This is a genomic window from Burkholderia seminalis DSM 23518 (assembly GCF_902832885.1).
Taxonomy (GTDB): domain Bacteria; phylum Pseudomonadota; class Gammaproteobacteria; order Burkholderiales; family Burkholderiaceae; genus Burkholderia; species Burkholderia seminalis.
In genome coordinates this window covers 1,140,001-1,151,425 of record NZ_CADFDK010000001.1, presented here as the reverse complement: position 1 = coordinate 1,151,425, position 11,425 = coordinate 1,140,001, and the positions used below count along the sequence as shown (strand labels likewise).

Sequence of the window (11,425 nt, the reverse complement as noted above, 5' to 3'; positions counted from 1 at the left end):
AAGAGGGCATGGAACAGTTGAACTATCGCTTCACCGCGCGCGAACGCGCGAAGGGAGAGCAGGCCGCGGCGCTCGTCGGCGTGGTCGCGTCCGGCAATCTCGAGGTGCTCGTCGAGCGCGTGCTGCCGGGCAACGAATGCGAGATCGACATCCGCACCGCGGCGGTCGGTTTCGGTGCGGTATGGCAGGCCGTCGTGTCGGATTTCGTCGAACGGCGCGCGCCGGGCGGCCTGAAGCTGTCGATCAACGACGGCGGCGCGCGGCCCGACATGGTGTCGCTGCGGCTCGCGCAGGCCGTGCGCGCGATCGAGGGGGGCGCACGATGAGCGACTTGATCCACGACGCACCGGCGTTCGTCGCGAACGGCGCGAGCTGGTACGAGGCGTCGGCGCGGCAGCGCATCGACGGACTGCTCGACACGGGCAGCTTCGACGAATTCCTCGGGCCGGCCGAGCGCGTGACGAGCCCGCACCTGCCGCTGTTCGACCTGCCGCAGCAGTTCGACGACGGGATGGTGGTCGGCCACGGGCGGCTCGATGGCCGGCCGGTGTTCGTCGCCGCGCAGGAAGGCCGCTTCATGGGCGGCGCGTTCGGCGAGGTGCACGGCGCGAAGCTCACCGGGCTGCTGCGCGCCGCGCGCGAAATCGGCAAGCCGGTGCTGATCCTGTTCGATACGGGCGGCGTGCGGCTGCAGGAAGCGAACGCGGGCGAGCTCGCGATCGCCGAGATCATGCGTGCGCTCGTCGACGCGCGCGCGGCCGGCGTGCCGGTGATCGGGCTGATCGGCGGGCGCGCGGGCTGCTACGGCGGCGGCGGGTTGCTCGCCGCGTGCTGTTCGGCGCTCGCGGTGTCGGAGCAGGGGCGCATCAGCGTGTCGGGCCCCGAAGTGATCGAGACCAATCGCGGCGTCGAGGAATTCGATTCGAAGGATCGCGCGCTGATCTGGCGCACGATGGGCGGCAAGCACCGGCGGCTGATCGGCGGCGCCGACCGTTACGTGGCCGACACGCCGGACGCGTTCCGCGCGGCGGCGCTCGAGCTGATCGGCCGCGCGCCGAGGTTCGATGCGGCGATGCTGCGCGCGGAACAGGCGCGCCTGGAAGCGCGTGTCGCCCGGTTCGGCGCATGCAGGGATGCGCTCGACGTGTGGCGCATGCTCGGGGCCGATCAGCCCGAGGCGATTCCCGGCATGCCCGACGACGCATTCGCCACGCTCGCCGACCAGTTACAGGAGCCGCAGCATGACGCTCGATGAAGTACTGAATTCGCTGTTTCCGAAGGGCCATTCGATCGTGCGTCACGGCGGCCTGCTGACCGGCCATGCGGAACTGGCCGGCGCGCGGGTCGACGTGATCGGCGTCACCGACCGCTTGCCGTTCGGCATCGACGAAGCGCTGACGCTCGCGTCGCAGGTGCTCGACACGGTCGCGCGCGGCGGCGACACGCCGATCGTCGTGCTCGTCGACAGCGACAGCCAGCGGATGAGCAAGCGCGACGAGCTGCTCGGCCTGAACGAAGGGCTGTCGCATCTCGCGAAGTGCCTGATGCATGCCGATCTCTCCGGGCACCGGACGATCGGCGTGCTGTACGGCCACACCGCCGCCGGCGCGTTCATCGCGACCGCGCTCGCGACGCGCACGCTGCTCGCGGTGCCGGGCGCCGAGCCGGAGGTGATGGACCTGCCGTCGATGTCGCGCGTGACCAAGCTGCCGATCGACGTGCTGAAGGAGATGTCGCGTTCGACGCCGGTGTTCGCGCCGGGACTCGACAATCTCGTGAAGATGGGCGCCGTCGACGCCGTGCTCGACCCGGCCCGCGCGCTCGACGCACAGGTCGGCGAATGGCTCGGCAAACCGGCCGACCGAATCGACCGGCGCGCGTCGCGCGGCCGGCCGGTCGCGACCGACGTCGCGCAGCGCGTCGAGGCACTCGCGCGTGCCGCGCGCTGAGCTGCCGCTGCGCCGCCACACGCTCGTCACGCTGACGGCGGCCGGGTGGGACGCGGCGTTCGCGCGCGACCGCGCGCTCGCGGGCGATCCGCTCGTGCGCGCATGGGCCGGACGCGGCTGGCCGCTGATCGTGCGCCGCGCGTCGCCGGATGAAGCCGGCGCCGGCCGCGTGCCGCTCGGCATGCCGCTGCCGCCGGCGGCGGGCAAGCGGCGTATCGCGCTGAACGTCGCCGCCGACGAGCTCGCGACGGTCGGCCCGCTGCCCGCGCTGGCCGACGTGCGCGGCGCCGCGCCCGACGCATGGCACGTACCGCTGCGCGCGCTCGACGCGCTCGGCGCGCGCAGCGGCGTGCAGGGGCGCGTGTTCGGCAGCCTCGCGTGGCAGGCACTGACGGGCGAGCCGTACCTGGGCCCGTCGTCCGACCTCGACATCGTGTTTCCGCTGCCGGATGCCGCGTCGCTCCGGCCGTTGCTCGACGGTCTCGCGGCGATCGACGCGCACGCGCCGATGCGCATCGACGGCGAACTGCTGCGCGCCGACGGCGCGGGCGTCAACTGGCGCGAACTGCATGCGCGGCGCCCCGAAGTCGCGGTCAAGACCGCGGTCGCCGTCGAATTGATGGCGGCCGACGCATTCGCCGGAGGCGCGCGATGAGCGCATGGGCTGCCTGCCGCGTAGCGGCGCCGTCGGATGCCGAGCGCATCGCCGCGCTGGCCGAGCGCAGCCTCGTGCTCGAGATCGAGACTTATCCGAAGCCGGGTCTCGTCAGCCATGTCGACACCGGCAGTCACACCGACATGGATGCCGCGACGTTCGCGCGCAGCGCCGCGGTGCTGCGGCCGTACTTCGCGGCACTCGCCGACGCGGGCGCACGCGACGCGGACATGGCCGTGCTGCGCAAGATCGGCCTGCGTGCCGAACACGCGATGCTCGCCGCGACCGGCGGCGTCAATACGCATCGCGGCGCGATCTTCGGGCTCGGGCTGCTGTGCGCGGCCGCGGGCCGGCGCGCGGTGCCGGGCGCGGTGCCCAACGGGACGACGCTCGGCGCGTTCGTCTCCGGCCGCTGGGGTGCCGACATCCTCGGCGGCCCGCGTTTGCCCGACAGCCATGGCGAGCGGGCGAGCCGCCGCTACGGTGTCGGCGGCGCGCGTTGCGAAGCGGCTGACGGCTTCCCGACCGTGTACGCGGTCGGGTTGCCCGCGCTGCGCCGCGCGCGGCGCGACCTGCCCGGCGATCCGGAAGCCGCGCGCGTCGACGCGTGCTTTGCGCTGATCGCCGCGCTCGACGACACGAATCTGTTGCACCGGGGCGGGCAGCACGGCCTCGATTTCGCGCGGGCGACCGCCCGTGCGTTCGTCGCCCGCGGCGGCGTGCGGGCGCGTGACTGGCGGCTGCGCGCGGCCGCCGCGCACCGTGCGTTCGTCGCACGCCGATTGAGCCCGGGCGGCGCGGCCGACCTGCTCGCGATGAGCGTATTCGTCGATGCGCTCGACGCCGACGGGCACCCGCGATGACGCTGGCCATCCTCTGTTCGGGGCAGGGCGCGCAGCGCGCCGACATGTTCGACCTGACGGGCGCCGCGCCGCAGGCCGACGCCGTGTTCGCCCATGCCGGTCGGCTCCTTGGCGACGATCCGCGCGCGTGGGTCCGACAGGCCGGGCCGGACGCGCTGCGCGAGAACCGCGCCGCGCAGATCCTCTGCACGACCCAGGCGCTCGCGGCCGCCGCGCTGCTCGATACGGCGTGGCCGCGCCGGCGCTGCGTCGCCGGCTACAGCGTCGGCGAGGTCGGTTCGTGGAGCGTCGCGGGGATGATCGAGCCGCATGACGCGCTCGACCTGGCCGACGCGCGCGCGCGCGCGATGGATGCGGCGAGCGGCGGCGACGAGCGGATGGTGTTCGTGCGCGGCCTGACGCGCGCGCGGCTCGCGTCGTTGTGCGACGGCCGCGATGCGGCCATCGCGATCGCGAATCCCGGCGACGCGTTCGTCGTCGCGGGGCGCCAGGCCGACGTCGATGCGGTGGCCGACGATGCGGCGCGCGCCGGCGCATTGCGCGTCGCACCGGTCTGCGTGCGGATCGCGTCGCACACGCGCCGGCTCGCGGCGGCCGTGCCGGTGTTTCGCACGGCGCTTGCCGCGACGCACGTCCGGCGGCCGCTGCCCGGCACGCGGCTGTTTTCCGGGATCGACGGGGCGTCGGTGCTCGACGTCGACGCGGGCCTCGACAAGCTCGCGCGGCAGATCGCGGAGCCGGTCGAGTGGGCGGCCTGTCTCGCCGCCTGCGTCGAGGCCGGTGCGACGGCGTTTCTCGAACTGGGCCCCGGGCGCGCGCTGGCCGAGATGGCCGGCGGCGCGTACCCGGCGTTGCCGGCGCGCAGCCTCGCGGATTTCCGTTCCGTCGACGGCGTGACGAGCTGGCTCGCGCGCGTCGCGGCCTGACCCGCGGCCCGAAAAACGGGCTGAAACCCAGTCGTCGCGTCCGCGGTCCGGGCGGGGTGTTGCGCCGGCGCAGCAGCGTCGCAGCCGGTGCTTGCCACGCGAATTGGCATCGCTACAATGGCGCCCGCCATGAGACCAGCCGCCATCCTTCTCGCCGCGCTGTGCTGCGCGACGAGCGCCCACGCCAGCCAGATTCCGTCCGACGCCGCGTCGGTCGGCACATACTTTTCGTATGACAACGCGGCGGCCGACGCGACCGTCGACCTGATCGAACAGGCCCAGCGTCGCGTGCTGCTGGCGGGCTATACGCACGTGCCGCCGGCTGTCGCGGGCGCGTTGCGCGCGGCCCGTGCGCGCGGAGTCGAGGTGCGTGTCGTGCTCGTGCGCTCGCCGCGCGCGGGCCGCTACAGCGGCGCCGGTTTTCTGAAATCCGCGGGCATCGACGTCGCGATCGATTCACGGCATGGCGATCCGGCACCGCGCTTCGTGATCGTCGACGACAGCGTCGCGCTGACGACGCTGTCCGACGGTGCGGCCGCCCATGCGGAAACGGTGAATGTGTTCCAGCGCGCGCCCGAGCTTGCGCAATCCTATGCGCAGTCGTTCTGGCGGCTGTACCGGCAGGCCGGCGGCCTCTGATCCCTTCCTTCGGCGTCGCGTGCGCCGGTATGGCCCTGCTTGCATCGGCGCGGCCGATGCACCATGCTCGTTGACAAGGCGCCGGCGCGGGTTTCGCGCATCCGGCGCAACGGCAGGGAGCCGATCGTGACCGAGTGTTTTGCCGATCGCGCCGATGCCGGCCGCCAGCTGGCCGACGCATTGCGCGATTACGCGGGGCGGAGCGACGTCGTCGTGCTCGCGTTGCCGCGCGGCGGCGTGCCCGTCGCGTATCCGGTCGCCTGCGCGCTGCGCGCGCCGCTCGACGTGCTGGTCGTGCGCAAGCTCGGCGTGCCGTTCGATCCCGAGCTCGCGATGGGCGCGATCGCGACCGGTGGCGCGATGTATCTGCAGCGTTCGGTGATCCGCTCGATGGGCGTGTCGGACGGGCAGCTCGCCGACGTGATCGTGCGCGAGACGGCCGAGCTGCATCGCCGTGAGGCGTTGTATCGCGGCGCCGTGCCGCCGCTGCCGGTCGACGGACGCATCGCGGTCGTCGTCGACGACGGCGTCGCGACCGGCGCGTCGATGCGCGTCGCGCTGCAGGCGTTGCGCGAGCGCCGCCCCGCACGCATCGTCGCGGCGGTACCGGTCGCGCCGGCGAGCGCGCGGCACGCGTTCGACGATCTGGCCGACGCCTTCGTCACGGTGTCGCAGCCGCTGCGGTTCTTCGGGATCAGCCCGTTCTACGCCCGCTTCGAGCAGACGAGCGACGACGAGGTGCGCAGGCTGCTCGACGCGGCGCGCCACTGAAGCCGCATCACGGCCGCCTGGCGCGGCGCGTGCGCGTGCGGGCTGCTTCCGCCAGCGCGAACACGCGCTGCAGCGCCGGATGGACGTCGCCGCGCCAGCGCGGCCCGGTAAACAGCCCGTAGTGATCGCAATCGTCGATGTCGACGCGATGGCGTTCGCCGGCCGTGAGGCCGCGGCACAGGTCGAGCGCCGCGTGCGTCTGGCCGGCGCCCGTGACCGCGTCGCGCGCGCCTTCGACGGTCAGCAGCGCGACGCCGCGCAGCGCGGCCGGCTCGACGCGCGTGCCGCCGACGTCCCACGTGCCGGTCGCGAGGCTCATGCGCTGGAACACGATGTCGACCGTGTCGAGGAAATAATCGGCCGGCATGTCGAGCAGCGCCGTGTATTCGAGCAGCGCCCGTCGCGCACCGGCGAGCCCGGCCATGTCGAAGCGTGACGCGGCCAGCGCGTAGGCCTCGATCAGCGTGAGGAAGCGCTGCGGATACAGCAGCGCGATCTCGCCCTGCTGCAGGTAGGTCGGGAACACGTGGCGGCCGTGCCCCGCGAAACCGGGCGGCACGATGTCGATCAGGTGGCGGCGGCACCAGTCGAGCGAGTGGGTGGCGGCGGCGGTGCCGAGTGCGCTCGGGTTCCGGCGCGCGTCGAGCGGGCCGCCGATCAGCGTGATGCTCGCGGGCGGTGCGAGGCCGCGCGCGGCACGCAGCGCGAGCGCGCCGAGCGCCGGCACGGTGGCCTGGCACACGGCGACGACGTGCAGCGGCCGGGCGTCGTGCGCGAGGCCGTCGACGAAGCCGTCGAGCAGCGCGACGTACTCGTCGAGCCCGAAGCGGCCTGCTGCAGGCGGCACGTCGCGCGCATTGCGCCAGTCGGTCACGCAGACGTCGCCGTCGGCGAGCAGCGTCTCGACGGTTTCCCGCATCATCACGGCCGCGTGCCCGGCGAGCGGCGCGCACAGCAGCACCGTGCGCCGTGCGTCGGCGCGCACGAAGCGCCGCAGGTCGCAGAACGGCGTGCGGGCGACGACCCGCTCGTCGACGGCCGGCCGCCCGATGTCGAAGCGCGGCGGCCCGGCCGACGGGCCGAGCAGCGGTTCGAACAGGTCGTCGTAGCACGACGACGCGGCGTGCGGCAGCGTGGCCGCGGGCCATGCGTCGAACGCGTGCCGCGTCGCCGCGCGCCAGGCGCGCATCCATTCCCGCTGCTGCTCGACGAGGGCATACCACATGGCGAACCTTGGGGCGGAAGGGGGCGTGAATCTTCATTATGGTCACTGTGGCCGCGCAGCGGGAGCCGAAAGCGCGGCCGTCTGCTTAGCATCAAGCGTGCGGGCGCGCTGGCCGGTGCGGCGCGACACTGCTACAGTCGTCGGTCCCATCCCCCCAGAAGCGGAGCGTTTGCGATGAAGCTGATCGGCATGCTGGATTCCCCGTTCGTGCGCCGTGTCGCCATTTCGGCGAAGCTGCTCGACCTGCCGTTCGAACACCATTCGATCTCGGTGTTTCGTCATTTCGAGCAGTTCGGCACCTTCAACCCGGTCGTCAAGGCGCCGACGCTGGTGACCGACGACGGCTCGACGCTGATCGATTCGTCGCTGATCGTCGACTATCTCGATCATTGCGTCGCGCCCGAGCGGCGCCTGCTGCCCGACACCGCCGATGCGCGGTTGCGCGTGCTCGTGCCCGTCGGGTTCGCGCTGGCGGCGGCCGAAAAGACCGTCCAGGTCGTCTACGAGCAGGCGCTGCGACCGGCCGACAAGCAGCACGCGCCGTGGCTCGAGCGCGTGCTGGGCCAGCTTGAGGCCGCATACGGCGCACTGGAGCCGCTCGTCGCGGCCGCGAACGGCTGGTTAGGCGGTGCGCGCCTGCTGCAATCCGACGTGACGGTCGCGGTCGCATGGCGTTTCACGCAATTCATGGCGGCCGATTACCCGGCGCTCGCGCGGATCGATCCGGCCCGCTATCCGGCGCTGGCCGCGCATTCGGCACGGGCCGAGACGCTGCCGGCATTCGTCGAAACGCCGCTCGCGTAGGCCGAGTGCCTTGTCCGGCAAGGGTTTGCCGATTGTTCGCAACCGCTGACAAGTGACTTCGCATTCGCGCTGTTTATCCGGAAGCGGCCGGTCCCTAGAATCCACTCCATCGAATGACGCATTGCCAGATGGAGCCGATGATGAAAGCCCTGATCGAATCGAGCCTGTACCACCCGTCCGTCGTGTTGCCGCTCGCCGCGCTGACGCAGCTGATGGTCGAGCGCGATTTCAATCTCGGCCAGGTCGGATTGATCATGGCGACGCGCGGTGCCCAGGCGGCCGTGTCGCGTTCGCGCGAGCTGATCTTCTGCCGCCATTGCGAAGCGCGCGCGTGAAGGCGGCCGCATCGAAAGGATGAAAAAAAAGCCCGGCCGGCGCAAGCCGGTCGGGCGGATCGGGTTCGATCGAGCCCCGGCTGCGGCCGGGGCTTTTTCATTGCAGGGCGCTCACGCGCGTGCCGGCGTCGCGACGTCGTACATCTGCGGCGCATCGTCCTCTTCACGCAGCTTGCGCGCGAGCTGGTGCGCCTCGCGACGCGTCGCGACGGCCGGCGGCGAGCCCTTCAGCGGCTGGCGCGCGGTTTCCGCGAGCGCGACGACCGACACGATGCCGATCACGGCGGCGCCCATCATGTAATACGCGGGCATCATCAGGTTGTGCGTCACGTCGACGAGCCACGCGGTCATCAGCGGCGTCGTGCCGCCGAACAGCGATACCGACACGTTGAAGCCGATCGCGAGCGCGCCGTAGCGGATCTCGGTCGGGAACAGCGCCGGCAGCGCCGACGGCATCACGCCGGTGAAGCACGACAGCAGCACGCCGAGGATCAGCAGGCCGCCGAACACCGACGCCGTGGTGCCCGCGTGAATCAGCATCATCGACGGGATCGACAGCACGAGCAGGCCGACACAGCCGGCGAGCATCACGGGCTTGCGGCCGATCTTGTCCGACAGGCGGCCGGCGTACAGCGTCATCGGCATCATCAGCACCATCACGATCAGCACGAGCACGAGGCTGTGCGATTCGTCGAAGTGCAGCGTCGACGACATGAAGCTCGGCAGGTACGACAGCACCATGTAGTCGGTCACGTTGAAGATCAGCACGAGGCCGACGCACAGCAGCAGCGCACGCCAGTTGCGCATCAGCGTCTCGCGGAACCGCGCTTTCGGCACGGCCTTGTCCTGCGCTTCGCGCTCTTCGGCCTGGCGCTTGAACGCGGGCGTTTCCTCGAGCCGCATCCGGATGTAGAGGCCGATCAGGCCGAGCGGGCCGGCGATCAGGAACGGCACGCGCCAGCCCCACGACAGCAGCGCTTCCTGCGACAGCGACGCGGTGAGCAGCGCGACGACGCCGGCGCCCATCACGTAGCCGATCAGCGTGCCGAACTCGAGGAAGCTGCCCATGAAGCCGCGGCGCTTGTCGGTCGAGAATTCGGCGATGAAGGTGGCGGCGCCGCCGTACTCGCCGCCGGTCGAGAAGCCCTGCACGAGGCGGGCGACGAGCAGCAGCACGGGCGCCATGATGCCGATCGACGCGTAGCTCGGGATCAGGCCGATCGCGAAGGTGCCGACGGCCATCATGATCATCGTCGCGGCGAGCACGCGCTGGCGGCCGATGCGATCGCCGAGCGGGCCGAACACCATGCCGCCGAGCGGGCGCACGAGGAACGCGGCCGCGAACGTGCCGAAGGTCGCGAGCAGCTGCGCGGACGGGCTGCTGGACGGGAAGAACACCTTGCCGAGCGTGACGGCGATGTAGCTGTAGACGCCGAAGTCGAACCATTCCATCGCGTTGCCGATGGCCATCGCGCTGACGGCGCGCTTGAGCAGGCTCTGGTCGACGACGGTGATGTCGTCCGCGGCGAGCGGAGCCTCGCCGGACGGCGAAGCGGTGGAAGAAGCAGCGGTCGGGCTGACGTGTGTTGCGGTCAAGGTCATGCACTCCTTTGACTGCGCCGGAACGGGCGGGCCGTCCGACACGGTTTGCCGGCGAGCGCGATGTCGGGTGCGGCGCGTCGGGGCAGACCATTAAGCGCTTACTGCACAAGGGGCAGCAAAAGGCCGTAAGGGGCTGCTTCGACGCGGGCCCGATGGGCCGTCGCGACAGTGCGCTCATGAAGAATGGGCCGCGTGATGCAGGCGGCGGATACCGGTGCGGACGAAGGGTCCGGTGTTCCGGCAACGCCCCGGAGGGGCAACGAAACGAGAAAAGCGGGCCTGTCGGGCGGGCTTTCCTGTAGGTGCAATTTCGGTCGAAAGGCCGGCCCGCAACGCGCGGACGGGTTTCTCCCGAAATCGAATAGACAGAGATTGAATGTTGAAACAGGCGACATGATAGCACGATGACGGATGATCGTGCAAATTGCCGGGAGACGCCCGCCTGGCGGGGGATTCGGCGCGGCCTGCTCGGGTATGATCGGCGGCGCGCGGCGGGGCCGTGCAGCGCCCGGCGACGGGGGCCGAATTCACGAGGAACCGGATGACCGAACTGATCAGGATCGCGGCGCTGTTCGCCGCTACCGCGCTGGCCGAAATCGTCGGCTGCTACCTGCCGTGGCTCGTGCTGAAGGACGGGCGTCCGGCCTGGCTGCTGGTGCCGGCCGCGCTCTCGCTCGCGCTGTTCGCGTGGCTGCTGACGCTGCACCCGAGCGCGGCCGGGCGCACTTATGCCGCGTACGGCGGCGTCTACATCGCGGTGGCGCTGGTGTGGTTGCGGGTGGTCGACGGCGTCGCGCTGACCCGCTGGGACGTGGCCGGCGCGGCGCTCGCGCTCGGCGGGATGGCCGTCATCGCGCTGCAGCCGCGCGCGTAAGCGCGGCCGCGGCGGGTATGGGCAGGCGTCAGGCCGCTTCCGCGGCGCCTTCGTCGGCGGACTTGCGCCACACGCAGGTGCCCTTGACCGACTTGTCGAGCTCGTCGAGCTGCGCCTGGTGCGCGGCGAGTTCGTCGTCGCTCGCGACCACGACGGCCAGGTCGAGCGCGGCGAGCGAGACGCGCTGGCCGTTCGCCGCGCCGCCGTCGGCGCCCGCGTCGTCGAGCATGTCGATCACGAGGCTGTCCTGGCCGCGCGTCATCGCGAGATACACCTCGGCGAGCAGCTCCGAGTCGAGCAGTGCGCCGTGCAGCGTGCGGTGCGCGTTGCTGATGCCGAAGCGGTCGCACAGCGCGTCGAGCGAGTTGCGCTTGCCTGGGAACATCTGCTTGGCCTGCACGAGCGTGTCGATCACGCCGCCGCAATGTTCGGTGAACGGCGGCAGGCCGAGCCGCGCGAATTCCGCGTCGAGAAAGCCAAGGTCGAACGGCGCGTTGTGGATGATCAGCTCGGCGTCCTTCACGAAGTCGCGGATCTGGTCGGCGACTTCCGCGAATTTGGGCTTGTCGCTGAGGAATTCGGTCGTGAGGCCGTGCACCGCCAGTGCGCCCGGATCGCTGTCGCGCTCGGGGTTCACGTAGAAATGCAGGTTGTTGCCGGTGAGCCGCCGGTTCAGCAGCTCGACGCAGCCGATTTCGATGAGGCGGTCGCCCGTGCGGGCGTTCAGGCCGGTGGTTTCGGTATCGAGAATGATCTGGCGCATGTCGGGGAAAACGAAGAAA

Annotated in this window: 14 protein-coding genes; 11 read left to right on the top strand and 3 right to left on the bottom strand. The window is 71.4% G+C overall.

Annotated elements, in window-relative coordinates; all coding sequences use genetic code 11:
• Positions 1–8 precede the first annotated feature (8 nt).
• From mdcC to HWX00_RS05335, 8 genes are all read left to right on the top strand, one after another.
• Positions 9–326, top strand: coding sequence for a malonate decarboxylase acyl carrier protein (gene mdcC, locus HWX00_RS05370; RefSeq protein ID WP_175029336.1), 318 nt, complete (start codon positions 9–11; stop codon positions 324–326).
• Complete coding sequence (locus tag HWX00_RS05365; RefSeq protein ID WP_175029337.1) at positions 323–1,255, top strand: biotin-independent malonate decarboxylase subunit beta; 933 nt, start codon at positions 323–325, stop codon at positions 1,253–1,255. Before mdcC ends, HWX00_RS05365 begins: the two co-directional genes overlap by 4 nt.
• Complete coding sequence (mdcE, locus tag HWX00_RS05360) at positions 1,242–1,949, top strand: biotin-independent malonate decarboxylase subunit gamma (RefSeq protein ID WP_175029338.1); 708 nt, start codon at positions 1,242–1,244, stop codon at positions 1,947–1,949. The genes HWX00_RS05365 and mdcE overlap by 14 nt, the downstream gene beginning before the upstream one ends.
• Positions 1,936–2,604, top strand: coding sequence for a malonate decarboxylase holo-[acyl-carrier-protein] synthase (gene mdcG / locus HWX00_RS05355; protein ID WP_175868095.1), 669 nt, complete (start codon positions 1,936–1,938; stop codon positions 2,602–2,604). Before mdcE ends, mdcG begins: the two co-directional genes overlap by 14 nt.
• On the top strand, positions 2,601–3,467 hold the full coding sequence (gene mdcB, locus HWX00_RS05350) for a triphosphoribosyl-dephospho-CoA synthase MdcB (protein WP_124609547.1): 867 nt from the start codon (positions 2,601–2,603) through the stop codon (positions 3,465–3,467). Before mdcG ends, mdcB begins: the two co-directional genes overlap by 4 nt.
• The gene (locus HWX00_RS05345) at positions 3,464–4,393 is read left to right on the top strand and encodes an acyltransferase domain-containing protein (RefSeq protein ID WP_034186638.1); all 930 of its coding nucleotides are present in this window, start codon (positions 3,464–3,466) and stop codon (positions 4,391–4,393) included. Before mdcB ends, HWX00_RS05345 begins: the two co-directional genes overlap by 4 nt.
• Before the next feature lie 117 nt (positions 4,394–4,510).
• Entirely contained in the window at positions 4,511–5,032 is a 522-nt protein-coding gene (locus HWX00_RS05340; protein ID WP_034186639.1) for a phospholipase D-like domain-containing protein, read from the top strand.
• Between the two features lie 126 nt (positions 5,033–5,158).
• The gene (locus tag HWX00_RS05335; protein ID WP_376698798.1) at positions 5,159–5,803 is read left to right on the top strand and encodes a phosphoribosyltransferase; all 645 of its coding nucleotides are present in this window, start codon (positions 5,159–5,161) and stop codon (positions 5,801–5,803) included.
• Positions 5,804–5,810: 7 nt separating this feature from the next.
• Here the strand turns inward: HWX00_RS05335 and HWX00_RS05330 are convergent, their stop codons facing one another.
• Positions 5,811–7,028, bottom strand: coding sequence for a polyhydroxyalkanoate depolymerase (locus HWX00_RS05330; protein WP_175027633.1), 1,218 nt, complete (start codon positions 7,026–7,028; stop codon positions 5,811–5,813).
• 174 nt (positions 7,029–7,202) lie between these two features.
• Between HWX00_RS05330 and HWX00_RS05325 the strand changes: the two genes are divergently transcribed.
• The gene (locus HWX00_RS05325; protein WP_034186641.1) at positions 7,203–7,832 is read left to right on the top strand and encodes a glutathione S-transferase family protein; all 630 of its coding nucleotides are present in this window, start codon (positions 7,203–7,205) and stop codon (positions 7,830–7,832) included.
• 128 nt (positions 7,833–7,960) lie between these two features.
• Positions 7,961–8,167: a hypothetical protein gene (locus HWX00_RS05320; RefSeq protein ID WP_034186642.1), complete on the top strand. Its 207-nt coding sequence runs from the start codon at positions 7,961–7,963 to the stop codon at positions 8,165–8,167.
• Between the two features lie 111 nt (positions 8,168–8,278).
• Here the strand turns inward: HWX00_RS05320 and proP are convergent, their stop codons facing one another.
• A complete protein-coding gene (gene proP / locus HWX00_RS05315; protein ID WP_034186643.1) occupies positions 8,279–9,769 on the bottom strand; it encodes a glycine betaine/L-proline transporter ProP in 1,491 nt (496 codons plus the stop codon).
• Positions 9,770–10,310: 541 nt separating this feature from the next.
• Between proP and HWX00_RS05310 the strand changes: the two genes are divergently transcribed.
• Positions 10,311–10,643, top strand: a complete 333-nt coding sequence (locus tag HWX00_RS05310) for a YnfA family protein (RefSeq protein ID WP_034186644.1) — start codon at positions 10,311–10,313, stop codon at positions 10,641–10,643.
• A 28-nt stretch (positions 10,644–10,671) separates the two neighbouring features.
• On the opposite strand, the gene dnaQ is transcribed toward HWX00_RS05310, so the two are convergent.
• Positions 10,672–11,406 carry a DNA polymerase III subunit epsilon gene (dnaQ, locus tag HWX00_RS05305; RefSeq protein ID WP_034186645.1) on the bottom strand — a complete coding sequence of 245 codons (735 nt, stop codon included), beginning with the start codon at positions 11,404–11,406 and terminating at the stop codon, positions 10,672–10,674.
• Positions 11,407–11,425: the final 19 nt, after the last annotated feature.

Bases quoted from the DNA above. Each gene is read 5' to 3' on its own strand.
- mdcC (WP_175029336.1), top strand. From the start codon at position 9: ATGGAACAGTTGAACTATCGCTTCACCGCGCGCGAACGCGCGAAGGGA.
- HWX00_RS05365 (WP_175029337.1), top strand. From the start codon at position 323: ATGAGCGACTTGATCCACGACGCACCGGCGTTCGTCGCGAACGGCGCG.
- mdcE (WP_175029338.1), top strand. From the start codon at position 1,242: ATGACGCTCGATGAAGTACTGAATTCGCTGTTTCCGAAGGGCCATTCG.
- mdcB (WP_124609547.1), top strand. From the start codon at position 2,601: ATGAGCGCATGGGCTGCCTGCCGCGTAGCGGCGCCGTCGGATGCCGAG.
- HWX00_RS05345 (WP_034186638.1), top strand. From the start codon at position 3,464: ATGACGCTGGCCATCCTCTGTTCGGGGCAGGGCGCGCAGCGCGCCGAC.
- HWX00_RS05340 (WP_034186639.1), top strand. From the start codon at position 4,511: ATGGCGCCCGCCATGAGACCAGCCGCCATCCTTCTCGCCGCGCTGTGC.
- HWX00_RS05330 (WP_175027633.1), bottom strand. From the start codon at position 7,028: ATGTGGTATGCCCTCGTCGAGCAGCAGCGGGAATGGATGCGCGCCTGG.
- HWX00_RS05325 (WP_034186641.1), top strand. From the start codon at position 7,203: ATGAAGCTGATCGGCATGCTGGATTCCCCGTTCGTGCGCCGTGTCGCC.
- HWX00_RS05320 (WP_034186642.1), top strand. From the start codon at position 7,961: ATGGAGCCGATGATGAAAGCCCTGATCGAATCGAGCCTGTACCACCCG.
- proP (WP_034186643.1), bottom strand. From the start codon at position 9,769: ATGACCTTGACCGCAACACACGTCAGCCCGACCGCTGCTTCTTCCACC.
- HWX00_RS05310 (WP_034186644.1), top strand. From the start codon at position 10,311: ATGACCGAACTGATCAGGATCGCGGCGCTGTTCGCCGCTACCGCGCTG.
- dnaQ (WP_034186645.1), bottom strand. From the start codon at position 11,406: ATGCGCCAGATCATTCTCGATACCGAAACCACCGGCCTGAACGCCCGC.